The sequence below is a fragment of the Candidatus Hydrogenedentota bacterium genome (assembly GCA_019695095.1).
Lineage (GTDB): Bacteria > Hydrogenedentota > Hydrogenedentia > Hydrogenedentales > SLHB01 > JAIBAQ01.
Map to the genome: position 1 here is coordinate 22,505 of JAIBAQ010000035.1, position 17,751 is coordinate 40,255.

At 58.6% G+C, this 17,751-nt stretch carries 7 protein-coding genes; 3 read left to right on the plus strand and 4 right to left on the minus strand.

Annotation, left to right across the window (positions count from 1 at the left end; genetic code table 11):
* From K1Y02_08255 to K1Y02_08265, 3 genes are all read right to left on the minus strand, one after another.
* Positions 1–3,753 (minus strand): PAS domain S-box protein, encoded by a 3,753-nt coding sequence (locus tag K1Y02_08255; GenBank protein ID MBX7256342.1) that lies wholly within the window; start codon positions 3,751–3,753, stop codon positions 1–3.
* Positions 3,754–4,085: 332 nt separating this feature from the next.
* Positions 4,086–5,843 carry a thioredoxin family protein gene (locus tag K1Y02_08260; GenBank protein ID MBX7256343.1) on the minus strand — a complete coding sequence of 586 codons (1,758 nt, stop codon included), beginning with the start codon at positions 5,841–5,843 and terminating at the stop codon, positions 4,086–4,088.
* 7 nt (positions 5,844–5,850) lie between these two features.
* On the minus strand, positions 5,851–8,088 hold the full coding sequence (locus tag K1Y02_08265; protein MBX7256344.1) for a thioredoxin domain-containing protein: 2,238 nt from the start codon (positions 8,086–8,088) through the stop codon (positions 5,851–5,853).
* Between the two features lie 652 nt (positions 8,089–8,740).
* On the opposite strand from K1Y02_08265, the gene K1Y02_08270 reads away from it, so the two are divergent.
* Entirely contained in the window at positions 8,741–13,036 is a 4,296-nt protein-coding gene (locus K1Y02_08270; protein MBX7256345.1) for a prolyl oligopeptidase family serine peptidase, read from the plus strand.
* Positions 13,037–13,102: 66 nt separating this feature from the next.
* On the opposite strand, the gene K1Y02_08275 is transcribed toward K1Y02_08270, so the two are convergent.
* Positions 13,103–14,182 (minus strand): 3-isopropylmalate dehydrogenase, encoded by a 1,080-nt coding sequence (locus tag K1Y02_08275; protein ID MBX7256346.1) that lies wholly within the window; start codon positions 14,180–14,182, stop codon positions 13,103–13,105.
* A 218-nt stretch (positions 14,183–14,400) separates the two neighbouring features.
* On the opposite strand from K1Y02_08275, the gene K1Y02_08280 reads away from it, so the two are divergent.
* Entirely contained in the window at positions 14,401–16,623 is a 2,223-nt protein-coding gene (locus tag K1Y02_08280; GenBank protein MBX7256347.1) for a hypothetical protein, read from the plus strand.
* A gap of 37 nt (positions 16,624–16,660) precedes the next feature.
* Positions 16,661–17,751 (plus strand): neutral/alkaline non-lysosomal ceramidase N-terminal domain-containing protein (locus tag K1Y02_08285; GenBank protein ID MBX7256348.1); only part of this gene is annotated, 1,091 nt, incomplete at its 3' end.

The window sequence follows — 17,751 nt, forward strand, 5'->3', positions numbered from 1 at the left end:
CTACACCGTAACGGGCGCGTCAAGCGATTCTCGAATCTGCCGGAGCAGAACGCCGGGACTGTACGGCTTCTGGATAACCTGAACTCCCGTCTCGGGCAAGTGTTCCGCCGCAAGCATGCCAAAGCTATACCCGCTGCAGAATAGGACTTTCATGCCTGGCTTCAGAGCCATGATGACGTCGTAAACCGCTTTCCCACTCTTCTTTGGCATGACCACATCCAGCAAGCACAGGGAGATCTGCTCCTTGTGCGACTCAAAGATCCGCAGTGCCTCCTCGCCGTCATTAGCAAGCAGTACCGTGTAACCGGCGTTTTGCAGCAGCTTTGATGTCAGTTTTCGGACTTGCTCCTCGTCCTCGGCAACCAGAATGGTCTCTGTGCCGGAAGGGGTCGAGGCCGGCGCATACTGTGACTCGAAGCCGGACTCGGGAGTATTAACGCCCGTTGGCAAGTAGATGCGAAAGACGGTGCCCTTGTTGAGTTCGCTGTACACGTGGATGAACCCAGAGTGCTGCTTGACGACTCCGTATACGGTGGCCAGGCCGAGTCCAGTTCCTTTACCCACCTCCTTGGTCGTGTAGAAGGGCTCAAAGATGTGGCTTTGGACTTCTTGGGACATACCGTGACCGGTGTCCGCAACTTCCAGCAACACATACTTGCCTTCACGAGCCCAAGGATAAAGCCTCACGAATTCGTCATTCACGGAAACAGCTTCTGTCTTAATTTGGATGGTGCCACCCGAAGGCATCGCATCGCGAGCATTGACACACAGGTTCATGAGCACTTGGTCAAGTTGACCCAAGTCGCCGTGAATAAAAGGCAATTCGGTTGAAATCGATGTCTCCAGGACAATGTGCTCGCCGATCACCCTTCTGATCAACTTCAAGACATTGGCGATCACGGCATTCAGATTGACGCTCGTCAACTGCGCCGTATCCTTTCTGCTGAAGGTCAACAATTGTCTGACGAGCGTTGTCGCGCGGGAGGCGGCGCCTTTCACTTCGTTCAGTTGAGCATACGCAGCGTTCGAGCGCGGCATTTCATCCAGTGTCAGGTCGATATAACCTGAAATCACTTGGAGCAGATTATTGAAATCGTGCGCCACACCCCCGGCGAGCTGTCCAACGGCCTCCATTTTCTGCGACTGCCGATACTGTTCTTCCAGCCGGCGGTGATCGGTTACGTCACGGCCTATCGTCGCGATGCCAATCCGAATACCGGATCCGTCCCGCAGATGGGTTGTATCCCAGACCAGATTACGGCGCGAGCCAGACTTTGTGACAATAGTGCGCTGCACGTTGGATTGAGCGACTCCGTCATCGATACAGCGTTGGTAAGACTGCCTGGCCTCCGCACGCTCTTCCGGGGCAACGATGGTCTCATAGTAGTCGGATCCCAGCAATTCTTCCCGCGACCAACCGGTCATCGCAACGAATGAGTCATTGCAGAATGTGATCATGCCGTTCGCATCAAGCATCAGTGCAAGCAGGCTGGTTCGTTCCAGCAGCTCTCTGAACCGGGCTTCGCTTTCATTTGCCGCAAGCTGCGCCTCATGGATTTCCGTAAGATCACGAACGCTTGCCAGAATGTACACGGACCCCCGCAGCGAGATGCTGGTCAAATACACTTCAACGTCAAATTCACTCTTGTCGTTGGGGCGTTGAGCCTTCCACTCGAACAACATGTTGTTTCCGGCCAGTACACGGCTCCAATTTCTCTTGGCATCGTCAAGAGATTGTTCCGCCACGGAGAGGTCGGCAATCGTACACCGTAGTGCTTGCGCACGCGTAAGGCCGTACATCTTCAGCATCTTCTCGTTGACTTCGACAATGTTCCCCCCCCGGTCATGCACGATAATGGCTTCGTATACATTGTCAATCACGGTCTGGAGCGCGTTTCGCGATTCGACAAGGGCATCCTCGCGCGCCCTCGCCTCCGAGATATCGGTAATTGAGCCCAAGAAGCGAGGCACCCCGGCGGTGTCGCCCTTGACTACCATGCCACTATCTTCAACCAGCAAACTCGAACCGTCCGCGCGAGTGAGACGATACTCGAGCATATAGGCGCGTCCGCTTATGCCGGCCAGGTCCAACGAAGCAAGAACACGCGACACATGCTGGGGGGCGATCATCTTTTCCCACTCTGCCCATTCGATCCCGCGGCGTACGTCCGACGGATAACCTGTTATCGCCTCAATCGCGCCTTCCCAAACAATACGGCCCAAACTCCGGTCATAGTCGTACACGAGCTGCCCGGTGCGCGAGGCTACTTCCCGCAGCCGCCGTTCGTTCTCGGCCAAGAGCTGTCCGGTACGTTTTCTTTCCGAGATGTCGCGCACTGTCACCAGGATGGCGCCTACCGAAGGATCATCCAGCAGATTCTCGGCGATAGCCTCGATCCAGTGCAGCGAACGATCTGCATGATAGGCACGAAATTCGATCGTCATCGCATTACCACTCTTCGCCGATGCCTCCTCGAAGAGTCTTCTGCATTCGGGTCTGTCGTCGGGATAGACAAACTCAAGGGAGGGATGACCAAGGATCGCTTCCGGGTCATATCCCAGTACGCGCTGCACGGAGGGGCTGATATACGAAACAATACCATTGCCGTCGAACAAAGCAATCACATCGGAGGAGTGCTGCAGCAGAGCCCGAAACCTCTCATCGCTTACCTCAAGAGCCTTGGAAGCGCGGGCACGTTCCTCCAGATTGGCCTGCAGCGACGCCAGCAGTCCGTTGAACGCCGCAGATAGTTCGCAGATTTCGTCGCCGCCATTGTCTTCGGCCCGCAATGAGTAGTCGCGCGTTCTCTGAACGTCCGCAACCAGGCTATGCAGCTTGGTAAGACGCTGAAACAGAAGCCGATCCAGCAGGAACAGGGCACTTATGCCCGAGATTGCCAAACCAAGCAGCAGTGTTCCACCTGCCAATGCGGCGGTGAGGATGTAAGTCGTCCGATCGGCCCGCTTTCCCTCGCACCGGATGACGCAAGTGGGCCTGCCATGTCCGTCTACAAGCATACTGTAACCCACGGCAATGCCGGCGCCTGGAAGATCAACGGGGGGATCGGAGACAAAATTGCCTCTGCGAAGTGCGTCTTGAGTATGACCGGGAATTGCAGGATCTTCGAGTTGCAGAACCGTTACCCGTTTCCCCGTAAGCTGAGACACCGATGCGAGCATGTCACTATCCACGCGCCGGCCAAAAATAAGGGTACCCTTGACGGGACCCGTCAGATCGCTCTTGAGGATGGGTCGATAGGCCAACAAAGTGGGTGTATCCAGCAACATCCAGACACCTGCCGCGCCGCCTTCGTCAGCAGCACGTTGCAGAATCTCCCGGTCCCCTGCGATAAGATTGAGGACCTCCTCAGGTACGGGTTGGCATGCGTTCAGTTCTGGATTGTAGGTCTCGGCATACGCCGATTGCCCTGCTGCATCCAGGAGAATCGCCAGATCCAGACTGTTGTTCGAGAAGGTGGATGGTGGGAAGTTGGATTCGATGAACTTGGCGTCTCGGCTAACGATGTATTCGTAGGTGTCGTCCCACCCGGAATAATCTGTCGCAACACGCCCCAGCTCATTCGCTTCTCGTTCAAGGAGTCTAACGGCAAGCCTCGCTCCGCGCCTGATCTCCTCCCTATCGGCATAATCCGCATTGCGGAAGATAAATACAACGCGAAGCACGAGTAGAGTGACAATCAACAGACACAGGATTCCCCAGATGACATAGAAAGCCTTGGTCCTGATGGTCATACCGCTACCCCACCGACTGCCCCGCAACAGTCGGGTACGCCCGTGCAAAGTCCTTGCCCATCGCCATAGTCATACTAAGAAAATGGCTAATTGTTCTAGCTCAAACCAAGGACACACTCTAACATACGTTCAGGATTCGGGCAACTATTTATTTTTTCGCGGCATATACGGGGTTTTCAATAAACGCGGTGACCAAGTGAGTCCTAGGACTATACCAGAATGTCACATGATCGCACGGGGGGTATCTAGGCTACGCCTCAGCCGGAACGCTCCCCGAAAATGTCGCGTGGGCGCCCTCAAGCCTTTGGAGGGCCGCGGGGGTCTGGGCAGCTCTATTTCTGCGGGGCGGGTTTCAAGACCGCGTAATGCGGCAACCCCACATACTCGAAGTGGGACAAGATATCCTTGGCCGGTGGTTCGTCTGGAGCCTCAGCCTGGTACTTGACCTTGATATATCCCTCCAGACGCTTCAGGACGGCGGGGTCCTTGAAGGTGGTCTCATTCATGACGAGGCAATTTTTGCACCAGGTTGCCCAGAAGTCGATAAAAACAGGTTTTCCCTGCTTCTTGGCCTCAGTCAGACCCTGCTCAAGCGATGAGACCCATCCGGCTTCACCCTTGGCGGCGGCGCTGGCCTGAACCTGTTCGCGGTCAACCAGATATGTTTCGTTAAAGAGCGTATAGCCAAGGTATCCGTAGTAGGCGGCAAACACGAGTATCAAGACCCCAAAAGCCTGCTTGACTCGAACCATCCACATGCCGGGCTTGGGCAGCATCGAGAGGCCTGCTCCCGCAAACGGCCAGGGCAGGGCCATGCCCAGTCCGAGCAGGAAAGGCAAGACCAAACCGACAGGCGAGCCGCTTGCGTAGGTATCTTGCGCGTAAAGAATGACCGCAATCACGACAGGAGCTACGCAAGCCCCAGCCAATAGGGCATTTACCGCGCCCATGACGAAGGCGAAAAGGAGACTGCCCTTTTCCTTCTTGATGCCGAGCTTGCTTTGGAACTTGGTGAAATCGATCAAGAGGATATCGAACATGGCCAAAGCCAGAACGACGAATACGACAGCGATTCCGAAGTTGAACCACGGCGAAGAGTTAATGCTTCCGAAACTGGCCGCGCCAAAGACAGCCACCAAGCCCAATACGCCATAGACCAAGGCAATTCCAAGCCCGTAGAAACCGCCCAGCACGAACCCCTTTGCACGGGAACCCGCCTTCACACCGGCTCCAATGATGGCCAGGTTGATTGGGATAAGTGGTAGAACGCAGGGAGTTAGGTTCAGCGCGAGTCCGCCCAGCAGGGTCAGCAAGACGATGGCAAGCACACCCTTGCCGGCGAACATGCCCGTCTGAGAGTACGGGGTGCCTGACTCCGCCGCATCCAGGAATTTCAAGAATTCGGCGCTATTCAGATACCCGCCGGTTTGAGCCGTGACTTCGAATTCCTTAAGTAGTTCGTTCGCACTGCCCTGTGTGTCCGGGGTTTGAACGCCGGGAACTTCCGCAGCGGGTTTGGGGGCTACTTCAACAGGAGCTGCGGCCGTAAACGACAAGGCCTTGAAGGCTTCGGCATTCTGCGGCTGTACATCCGCATCGGCGGCGACCACGTTGATGGCGAACTCAACCGGCAACTTGGCGGGGGCTAGGCACTGCTTGTCGTTGCAGGCCTGGTAACGCAGTGTCGCGGGCACCGTCTTCAAGCCGGGAGATGCGTCCGTTGCCACGGAGAATTCCACCCCCACGACAACCGTTCCTTCGTACACCGCCACGGGCGAGTCTGAGAACCCCAACTTCACGTTCTTGGCTTCCGGGTAGATGGTCTGACCCACAACGATCCCTTCGGAGGCCTCAAATGTGAACGCGGTGGGTATAAGGAATTCCTCCAACGGCTTGTTGCCGTTCACGTGCCAGCCTTGCTGGATTGTCAGCGAAACCGCCGCGTGGATAGACCCGCCGGGCTTGACGCCGGTCGCGTCAAACAATACGGAGGCAGTCACGGTCTGTTCTTTAGGCTGCTGAGCCCAGGCCGAACTTATGACGCATACGAGGGTTAGTGCGGCAAGCCAAAGGGTACGTAGATTCGTCATGGCTACTTTACGACTCCATCTCGCCCAGCGCTTTCAAGAAAGCATCCACCGTTGTTGCGGGTTGCCGGCACGCAAAGTCGCGACATACGTACGCTGCCGGCAACGTATCCACCAGCGATTTCGACTGCAGAAGCGGCAGATACTCTTGAATGCGTGAAGCGTCAGCCGAATCCGGATTGAGTAACGCGATCACTTTATTCGGTGCAAATGTACCGTGCAAGGCCTTTAGAAAGGCTTGCACCGGAGCGCTGTCCGGTGCGCCAACGAAGGCAATTTCCTTAGTGGGGGACAGGTGGAAATCCGCGACACACAGCATCTTCAAGAACCCACGCGAGGCGTTCTTCATGTTCACGTGGTTTGCCCGCAAAACCGCCTCGCCCTTCTCATAATACGTCTTGTTGTCGAGTAGTTTCGCCAAGCGCAACAAGGCCAAGGCAGCCATGGAATTCCCCGAAGGTTCCGCGCCGTCGTACGTGGGCTTAGTACGCAGCAGAACATCGCGGTGATCCTCCGTGGTGAAGAAGAACCCGCCACCGTTGGCATCCCAGAAACGATCCAGCATCGTTCTTGCGAACCGATCCGCGGCTTCCAGCCATCGAATGTCGAACGTAGCCTCATACAGATCGATCAACGCGACCGCCATGAAAGCGTAGTCATCGAGATAGCCGGGCAGTCGGCTTTCACCATGACGGTGTGTACGCAGTAATGCGCCATCCTGCATCATGCGCGTCAAGACAAAGTCCGCCGCGCGTTCCCCCGCATCGCGATACCGCGTGTCTCCCAGCACTTGGTAACCCTGAGCCAATGCTGAGATCATCAGCCCATTCCACGAAGTCAGCACTTTATCGTCGAGACCCGGCCGCACGCGCTTGGAGCGAATCTCCATCAGCTTAGCCGCGCCTCTCTCTAGCGAGGCATTCAACTCTTCCACGGACATGGATAGCGATTTGGCGACCTCTTCGCGGGAACGCCTCACATGCAGGATGTTCATGCCCTCGTGATAGTGCTCATGCGAATCGAAATTGCCTTCGCGCCGGACGTTGTAGTACGCACACAAGACTTTGCCGTCATTCTCTCCCAACGCGCCGACAATTTCGTCCTGCGTCCAAATGTAGTACTTGCCTTCCTGGCCTTCGCTATCCGCGTCCTCGGTGGAATGAAACGCGCCAAGCGGGTCCTGCATCTCGCGCAGTTCGTAATCGAGCGTCTCGCGCGCAACGCGCGCAAACAGCGGGTCCTTCGTGACCTGGTAGGCCTCAAGATAGACCTGAACCAATTGGGCATTGTCGTAGAGCATCTTCTCGAAATGGGGCACGAGCCAATGTGCATCCACGGAATAGCGATGAAAGCCGCCACCCAAATGGTCATACATGCCGCCTTCGCACATCTTCTTTAACGTTATGGTTGCCATTTCCAGGAGATGGGGCTCTTTCGTGCGCGCATATTGGCGAAGCAGAAGCGCAATCGCCGGACTCGACGGAAACTTCGGCGCGTCGCCAAACCCTCCGTCGCGCGGATCGAATGTCTGCCCCAACTCACGCGTGGCCTGCGCGATAAGATCGCGATCCACCGCAGCCGGTTCACCGGTGCGCATCGTAACGCTCTGCTTCACATACTGCGTCAGTTGGTCCGCGCTGCGGGTGACTTCAGGACGGCGGGAGTCCCATGCCTCGGCGATGGACTTCAAGACGGTCATGAATCCTGGCCGCCCATACGCATCGCGTGGCGGATAGTACGTGCCGCCATAGAATGGCTTCAGGTCGGGCGTCAAGAAAACGGTCATCGGCCAGCCACCTCCGCCCGTCATGATCTGCACGGCCATCATGTAGATTTCGTCCAGGTCCGGCCGTTCTTCACGATCGACCTTGATACTGATGAAGTGCTGGTTGAGGTACTCCGCGATGGCCTCATTCTCGAACGATTCCCGTTCCATCACATGGCACCAATGACACGCCGAATACCCGATGGACAGAAAGATCGGTTTGTCCTCCTCGCGGGCCCGCTTCAGCGCTTCCTCGCCCCACGGATACCAATCAACCGGATTGTGCGCGTGTTGCAGCAGATAGGGGCTTGTTTCATGTTCCAACCGGTTGGTGTGCCGGGGCTTTGTCGTTTGGGAATCCACTGCCGCACTTCCTTCCTTTGTATATCCACTGGTAGTCTGCGCATCGTCGGCCGTCACGACCGTGAGAAACAGCAGGCAGACGAGACTGCTCACAATCGCTAATTGGATTCGTGCGCCCATGATGTACGCCAAATCACATCCTCTGTGAAGCACGTTCTCTGTCGTAACAGCCCGCGAGACACCGGAATTCCGGAGAGTGGGGCTGGGGCCCGCGCCGGGGGGGGATTCCGACGCGAGCCCCTACTAAGCGGGGTTCAGGGGGGAGGGAAGTCCGATGAAACTGTGTATTCAAACCCTTACGGGAGGATGACTTCGCTTTGCGGTTCCGTATGCCTTCTATAACCTGCCGTCCCTCATGAATTCGTGAAAAGCAAGATTCCATGTCGATACGGTTTTTCTGGCGGAGGCGGTGAGTATGAGTCGCGTGTCTCCTCTATGATTTTGTCACCAAATCGGCAATCGTGTCGCCACACTTCTTGTTACGGTATGCTGCTAATGCTACGCTCTTCATGCCGGTTAAGTGACGGTTTAATTTCTAGTCCGGATTTCTCACGAACGCACAGGCGGCTATCGCATAGCAACTGTATTTGCGGAACTTGCAGCGAAAACAAAAGCAGTTCTCCACAAACAGAGTGTGTTCGTGAGAAATCCTCATAGCGTAGACTCAAAGTCATGCACGTGAGCAATTTGCACCTGCGCTCAGTTGCGCCGCTGCAAATTGCGGGCTAATGGGGGATTCAAACTTCGCCGCACGACGAGTTAGGAAACGCTCATGCTTTCTTCGCTTCTGGCTCTAAGCCTCGTGCTGTGCTCGTCCGCAGAAACGCCCATCGACATTTCGCTGGACGGCGAGTGGGATTTCTACTGGTCCAAAGCCGTCAGTGACGAGATGCCTTCCTTGCCCGAAGGCAGCGCATTCTCATCGAAGGTCCTCGTTCCCGGTGCATGGGACGATCAATGGGACCGGATGCGTAATGCATCGTGGTGGGCGGACGCTACGTTCGAGACGGCGCTAGGTCCCGTGAAGTACCTTTCGGGAGTCGGGTGGTACCGCAGAGAATTCCAGGCGCCGGAGGACTGGGAGGGTAGAAGCGTCGCGCTCACCGTAGGCGGCGGCGTGGGCCGCATGCACATCTGGCTCAACGGCGAGCTGGTGGGGCGCTACGACCACGGCGTGTACACACCGTGCGACTTCGAGGTGAGCGCTCAACTCCGCGGCGGCGTGAACCTGCTGACGATCGCGCTCGACAATACAAAAAGCTTCACTGGCGGTTGGGCTTTTCTGGGTAACGCAGGGCGCGCATCGGGTCTTTCGGGATCGGTGACTCTTCACGTGGCGGCGGGCAACGGGCGGATCGCCGACGTGTTTGTGCGTCCCGGCGACGACCTCACGCACCTGCTGTTTGATGCGACTCTCGCGGGCGACCGTGACGTATCCGGCTCGCGGCTTGAATGGCGCGTGACGACTCTCGATCACGGCGAGGTCCTCGCCGAGGCGGAATTGCCGATACCCCCTCATGACGAAGGGAAGGCGGTGCAGTGGGATGCGCGGGCGCCGTCGATTCTGCCGTGGAGTCCCGACGCACCGCACCTCTATGTCGCGGAGCTGATGTGGAAGGATGCGTATGGCCATTTGATCGATGCCAAGAGGCAGCGGTTCGGTGTGCGGCGTTGGTCCCACGATGGAAGGAAGCTCTTCCTCAACGGAAAGCCGATCTATCTGCGTGGTGAGTTCGGGGCATACTATTTCCCCGTCCACGGCGCCGCGCCGCACTCAAAGCCGTATTGGATTGAGCACATCACGCGCGCGAAATCGATCGGCATGAACTACATCAACTTCGCCGCGCGGGTCTGCCCGCCCGAACTGATGGATGCCGCGGATGAACTCGGTATCATCCTGCAATGCGGCGACGATTCAACGGCCCTTAAAGAACACAACGACGCTTACGTCGAGGTGTGGGAACCGATTCTGAGATGGACCCGCGGCCATCCTTCGTTAGGCATCTATGGCTTTGGCGGAGAGCACGACTACTACGAGGGCTGTATCGAGCAGTTTCAGCGTCAATACGATCTCATCAAACAAATGAACCCCGAAGCGCTCGTCATGCCGCAACAGGCTATCCGCGGTATTGACTATGCCTTCGACGACGCCGACAAGCCGAGTCTGACTCCTGAACCGTTTCCCCACCATGCGGAACGTCTGGCGCAGTACACGAAAGCCTGCGACCTCTTCGGCCACTATTCCTCTGGAGCTTTCGGCTACTCCTATTTCGCAGGACCCTGGCGCGATATGGAGACCAGGTTCCGGATCTACGAGAAGCCCCTGATCATGCACGAACTGTTCATGGGCATGTCGTATCTGAACCCCGATAACGCGGCAAAGTACACCGGAAGAATCCCTCCGTATCTTTACGATCAGGTCAAGTCCGACCTTGAAGCCGCCGGCCTGCTCGAACGATGGCCAGTCTATTGGCGGAACAGCGCTCTCCTCCAGGCCGCCTGCATCAAGTACTGCATCGAGAAGACGCGCAAATGCAACGAACTCGCGGGATTCGAGTTTCTCGGCATGACCGACATGCACTTTTGCGAGCACTATACCGTGGGCATGATGGACGAGTTCGGCGTCCTGAAACCCGGCTCCACGGTCGAGGGTATGCTTCGCTACAACGCCGACAACGTGCTGCTCATCGACTATGACGCGCATTCCATTTCCCGCGACTATCGCGCGGGCGCCGCCTTCGCGCCAGAATGCCTCGTTTCACTGTACGGCGACCGGCCCCTCACAAATGGGAGAGTCGTATGGCGGCTCACGGACGGCGGCCGCGTGCTCGCCAGCGGCGAGATTCCGGTGAATGACGCCCCCTTCGGTCAGGTGACGTCGCTCGGCCGCCTCTCCTTCGAGTGGCCGCAGGTATCGGAGACGACTCGCTGCAACCTTGCGCTCGAGTTGCGGGGAGCGGAACTGTTGGTGAAGAACGATTGGGACTTCTGGGTGTTTCCGAACAGAAGCGCGCTCCAAGTCAAAGCGGAAGTCGATGGAGCCTTGCGCGGCCTGTTGGACCCCTGCTACGCGTTTGAGCCGGGCAGCCTGCGCATCGTGCGAGAACTCAACGAAAACACAGTCGAGTTCCTGAAGCGTGGAGGCAGCGTCCTCTTGCTCGGAACGATACCGTTTCCGACGCACAAGGGTTGGACTTCTTTCAGGCCGGGCACTGGTGCGCGCGACCAACACAATGTGGGAACAGTCATTGCCGATCATCCGGTATTCAAATACCTTCCGCACGAGGGATGGGGCGATTGGCAATTCTATCCGGTAATCGAAGGAGCCGCACCGATTCTCGTCACCGATCTCGACACGGCATTCGATCCGATCCTCGAAGTTATCAGCACGGCTGAGGTCGTCCGGAAACAGGCGCTCGTCTTCGAGAAGCGGGTCGGCGCCGGGCGGCTTCTGGTATCGAACTGCGCGTTCAAGCCGGACAGTCCCGCGTGTGTTGCCCTCATGGACGGAATTCTGGAGTACGTAGCCGGACCCGGCTTTGACCCACCGACTGAGCTATCGCCCGAAATGCTGGACCGGTTGCTGCGCCCCGCAATGGCTCCGGATGGCGCAGCCAATCTTCCGGGCGGCAAACCGGGGCAGAAGGAAGAGGCCCCGCAGGCGGACTCCTGGTCGCGCGAGCGCACGGCAGTCACGTTTGACGGCGCAGGCTGGTTGCGTGTCAACGGCGGGAAGTGGTTCGAGGGCGACTCGGCAACGGTGAGCGAGCAAGGCGTGTTCGTCGTAGAGTTCAAGAAGACCGAGCGCGCTGAACCTGTCAGCAAACGGATCGGGGTGGATTGGACTCCACCGGTCATCACGCTGAACGCCGAGCCGCGCCTCGATCAGGAGGGCGGCGTCTACTACGCGCGTCCGAACACGGCGCTAACGTTGATCGCGCGCGACAATCTCTCTGGCGTCAAGAAGCTCGAATATGCCGTGGACAATGAGACCCTTGTACCGTGCAATGGTCCGATACACCTCACTATCGGAAACCACACATTGCGTTGCCGCGCGGAAGACGCCGCGGGCAATTCAGGAGATACATTGACTGGCGATCAACTCACCGGCGGGGACACGAAAGCAATCCAAATCGTCGTGCGAGACGAGAAGGCGCCGCAGGAAGTACTTGTGACAAGCACCCAAGACGGCATGCAGCAGCCGTGTCTGATAGACGTACCCGAGGCGGTTGCCGGCAACCGTGTGCCGCTGCTCGTAAGCCTGCATAGTTGGTCTACCGGCCGCCGCGCCTACGATGCCTATGAAGCCGCGCTCGCAGGATGCCGCGAACGGGGCTGGATCTTCTTATCGCCGGAGTTCCGGGGACCCAATAACCATCCCGAAGCTTGCGGGTCGCCCCTGGCGGTGCAGGATGTGCTCGACGCCGTTGATTGGGCACTCTCCAATACACCCGCGGATCCGCGCCGTGTGTATCTGCTTGGCGGTTCGGGCGGCGGACACATGGCCTTGCTAATGGCGTGTCGCGCACCGAAGCGTTGGGCCGCCGTGTCAGCGTGGGTGCCCATCACCGATTTGACCGCATGGCATGCGTTCTGCCGCAAGGAGGGTTATCGCTACGCTGACGATATGGAGAAGTGCTTCGGCGGGCCGCCGGAAACGCCGGAACGGATCGAGGCCTACAATAGCCGGTCGCCGGTTTTCGAACTTGAACGAGCCGCCGGTCTTCCTATCGATTTGCAGACAGGAATACACGACGGTCATGACGGAAGCGCTGTGCCCATTGACCATACGCTTCGCGCATTCAATCGGCTTGCGGAAGCGAACGGTGTGCCTGACGCCGCGTTGACCGAAGAGACTGTGAACTTCATGACTTCGCGAGCGGAAGTACCCGATGGCTTGGCATTCAAAGGCACGGCCGAGTCTGGCCGTGCGCAACCGATCTTGTTTCGCCGGGAGGCTGGGCCTGTGCGGCTAACGCTTTTTGATGGTGGCCACGTGATTGACCCGGCAACGGCCCTCTCGTGGCTCGCGACTTTTAAGCAATCCGCTGCCGAGACTACGCCGTAGCGCGCGGCGGAAAAAAACAACGTGGGGGTTGTGCCACAACAGACACAACCCCCACGCTGAATCGAACTATATCGTCGCGACCAAGTCGGCAATCGCGTCGCCGATCTTCGTGGTGGACATGCCGCTCTCTTTGATTTCTTTCGCGGAAAGCCCGGGGATGAGGCGTTTCTCGAGGAATGCCACGCATGCCTTTTCCATGCATGCCGCCGCTTCGGTCTCGCCGAGGTGGTCGAGCATCATCTGTGCCGAGAAGATGGCCGCAAGCGGGTTGATCACGTTCTGGCCCGTGTACTTCGGCGCGCTGCCACCGATCGGCTCGAACATGGACACGCCTTCGGGGTTGATGTTGCCGCCCGCGGCAATACCCATTCCGCCCTGAATCATCGCGCCAAGGTCGGTGATAATGTCGCCAAACATGTTACCGGTCACGATCACGTCGAACCATTCCGGATTCTTGACCATCCACATGGTGGTCGCATCGACGTGAGCGTAGTCGCGCTTAATCGTCGGAAAGTCCTTGGCACCCATTTCGTGGAACGCGCGTTCCCACAGATCGAACACGTAGGTCAGGACGTTCGTCTTGCCGCACAGCGTAAGCGTGTTGTTCTTGTTGCGCTTCTTCGTGTACTCGAAGGCGTACTTGAGGCAACGGTCGACCTGATGGCGCGTGTAGAGCATCACCTGCGACGCGACTTCGTGAGGCGTGCCCTTCTGCATGACGCCGCCAACACCCGTGTACACGTCGCCCGAATTCTCGCGCACGACGACAAAGTCGATGTCCTTCGGACCTTTTCCCTTGATAGGCGTATCCACGGTCGGATACAGCTTGACGGGGCGAAGATTGATGTATTGGTCGAGTTCGAACCGGACGCGGAGCAGAATCCCCTTTTCAAGGATGCCGGGCTTCACGTCGGGATGGCCGATGGCGCCCAACAGGATTGCGTCGTACTTGCGCAACTCGTCCGTCGCCGAATCCGGCAACACTTCGCCCGTACGCAGGTAACGTTCGCCACCGAAGTCGTAGGACGTGGTATCGAAGGTAATATTGAAGCGCTGGGCGGCGGCTCCCAATACCTTCACGGCTTCCTGCAACACTTCGGGGCCTGTGCCGTCGCCCCCCATTAACGCAATTTTGTACTTGGCCATGGTATGAATCTCCTCCTGCTGGCAAAAGATGGCGCCGCCCCCGCAATCACGCCGCGCGTACGGCCTTGATAGACAGAGAGGGAGATAGTAGCATTCAACCGTTGAACTGTGCAAAGTTTCACGGCTCTTTGCCAAGCCGCGTCCGCAGTCTCGACTTTCGAATGCCGGAGTCGAGGCGCAGGCCGGGCTCACCACGGTTACCCACACCGGAAGTCAACATGAGTAAACAATTGGACCGGCGCCGATTTCTCGCGAGCACACTCGGCGGCACTATGGCGACCGCCGCGGGTGGCCTATTGCAGGCTTTTGCCGACAGTCCGGGAGCGCGATCCCGCTCAGAAGCCACACACGGGCTGCACGCGGGCGCGGCAGCCGTCGATATCACGCCCACCGTGCTGCCCGTGATTTCCAGCGGAGGCTTCCTCGAAGGCAAGGCGGATACGATCCATGACCGCCTGTTCGCGAGGGGACTCGTTCTGGACGACGGGTCGACGCGGCTGGCCCTTGTTGTCGTGGACAACCTGATGTTGCCCCGCGAACTCGTCGACAGAGCCGCGCGTGAAGCGCACGCGGCAACCGGCATCTCCGAGAGCTGCATGATCATTGCCGCAAACCACATTCACTCGGGGCCTTCCGTGATGGGCGTGCTGGGCTCGCGCTGCGACGAAACGTATGCCGCCAGCCTTCCCGGGCGTATCGCGGAGTGCATCCGCCAGGCCAACGAGAGCCGGGTCCCCGCTTCCGCCGGGTGGGCTTCTATCGCCGATCATGAAGACACGCACTGCCGCGTGTGGATTCGACGTCCCGACTGTATTGGCACTGACCCGTTCGGTGAAGCCACCATTCGCGCCATGATGCATCCCGGGTATCAGAATCCGGAGTATATAGGCCCGTGCGGTCCGACGGATCCCGAATTGGGCCTGTTGGCCGTGCGCACCCGCGAAGGCAAACCGCTGGCGCTTCTGGCCAACTACTCCATGCACTATTTCGGCACGACGCCCATTTCCGCGGATTATTTCGGCATGTTTTGCGCGGAGATGCGCGCGCGCATCGCCCCCGGCCAGACCGACCCGGAATTCGTTGTCATGATGTCGAACGGAACCAGTGGTGACCAGCATTGGATGGACTATTCGCGGCCGCAGGTCCAAATCGACATGGCCCACTATGCGAAGCAGGTCGCGGCGAAGGCGGAAGAGGCTTTTCGGCGAATCGAGTACCGCGACAATCCGCCATTGGCCGCTGCCGAAACCGCGCTCACACTCGAGCGCAGGCTTCCATCCGAAGAGCGGCTTGCATGGGCGCAAACGGTTCGCGATGGGATGGGCGACCGCACTGTGCCCACAAGTCAGCAGGAGGTCTATGCGCTGGAGCAGTTCTATCTGCGCGAGGAACCCAAACGCGAACTCCTGCTTCGGGCACTTCGGATCGGCGGTCTCGCGATCACGGCCATTCCCTGCGAGGTGTATGCGATCACGGGACTCAAGCTCAAACGGCGAAGCCCCTTCACGCAAACGATGAACATCGAATTGGCAAACGGGGCCGAAGGCTATATTCCGCCGCCGGAGCTTCATCCATTCGGCGGATACAACGCGTGGCCGGCCCGTTCCGCGAGCCTTGTGCCGGAGGCTGAGCCGCGAATTGTGGACGCGATGCTGGGTCTACTGGAGCAGGTTTCCAGCAAGAAGATCCAACCGATGCCGCAATCCCGAGGTCCGCTGGTGCGAGCGATGCGCAACTCGGATCCCCTTGCGTATTGGCCCATGGATACCATGTGCGGATCGCGTTGCGCCGACGCTTCGGGCAATCGTATGCACGGACGGTACGAGCCCAACGTGGCGTACTTCCTTGAAGGGCCCGGTATTGAAGAGACCGGCCATCCAGACGGCGTCTGCCGTGCCGCACATTTTGCCGGCGGACGCATGGCCGTATCCGTCCCGAATCTGGGCGACACGTTTTCCATCGCCTTTTGGTTTTGGAACGGTCTGCCCAACGATGCACGCGCCGTAACCGGTTATTTATTCTCTCGCGGCGCGGACGGTGTGCAAGGCGCGCCGGGCGATCATCTGGGCATCGGCGGTACGCACCGAGGCGGCTCCGCGACAGGCCGTCTCATTCTCTACAACGGCGACCATCTCGGTCAGACGCTGGTAGGCGCAACCGTGCTTGAGCCCCGGAGCTGGACGCATCTCGTGCTGGTACGCGAAGGACGCAAAGCTTCCGTGTACCTGAACGGCAACTCGACGCCCGACTTGGTCGGAGAGATCGAGGCAGGGCATTCCGCGGACGCTCCCGGTGTGTGGCTGGGAGGGCGAAGCGATTCTCTGTTTGGTTTTGAAGGCAAAATGTGCCATGTTGCCTTGTATCGCCGCGTGTTGAAGCCCCGCGATATCGCCGGGATCTACTTCGCGCCGAAGCTGTCCGCGGGCGCGGCAGTTGGATGATGGCGAATTCGCAATCGCACAATAAAGGAGTCTATCGATGAAGCTGGTGTTGCGACTGTGCGTGTGTGTGCTGATTGCCGTTGGCATGTCCGGCGTCGCGGGCGCCGAAGGACTTAAAGTCGGCGCGGGCCGAATCGTCATCACGCCCGAGCAGCCCATTTGGCTTGCAGGATACGCGGCTCGAACCGAACCTTCGCAGGGAAAGCTCCACGACATCTTCGCCAAGGCCCTTGCAGTCGAAGACGAAACCGGCGCGCGCACCGTCATCGTGACGACGGACCTGGTGGGCCTGCCTGCGAGCATTTCACGAGACGTCGCGAAGCGCGTCGAATCGGACTATGGCATTCCGAGAGAGCGGCTGGCGTTGACGGCTTCGCATACGCACAGCGCGCCCGTGCTGCGGGACAACCTTCGCGTGACCTACGACATGTCGCCCGAGCAATGGAGCGTGGTCGAGGCCTACAGTGACAAGCTCAAGGAGCAGTTGGTTGAAGTGATCGGGCTTGCGTTGAAAGACCTGGAGCCGGGCAATCTGCGGTGGGGCATCGGCGAGGCCGATTTCGCGAAGAACCGCCGCAAATATACGCTCGACGGCGTCATCAACGATTTCAACCCAATTGGCCCCGTCGATCACGATGTGCCCGTGCTTGTGGCGCGCCGTCCGGATTCCTCCATCAAGGCCGTGCTGTTCGGATACGCCTGCCACAACACCGTGCTGGCGCTTCAGCAAATCAGCGGAGACTACGCGGGCTTCGCGCAGGCGTACGTCGAAAAGGAACTGCCTGGAACAACGGCCCTCTTCTTCATGGGGTGCGGCGGCGACCAGAACCCGATACCGAGGCGCACCGTGGAGCTTGCCCAGCAATACGGCGAAGAATTGGGCAAGGCCGTTGTGGGCACCGTGGGCGACTCCTCGGGTGATGTGCATGGACCGATACGCGCTGCGTACAAAGAGATTCCATTGAAGTTTGCGGAAGTCCCGACGCGCGAGAAGCTCGTCGAACTTCAAGGCAGCTCCGATGTCTATCAGCAGCGCCTCGCGAAACTGCTTCTGGAGAAACTCGACAAGCAAGGTTCGCTGGATGCCACCTATCCGTACCCGATCCAAGTGTGGCAATTCGCGGACAC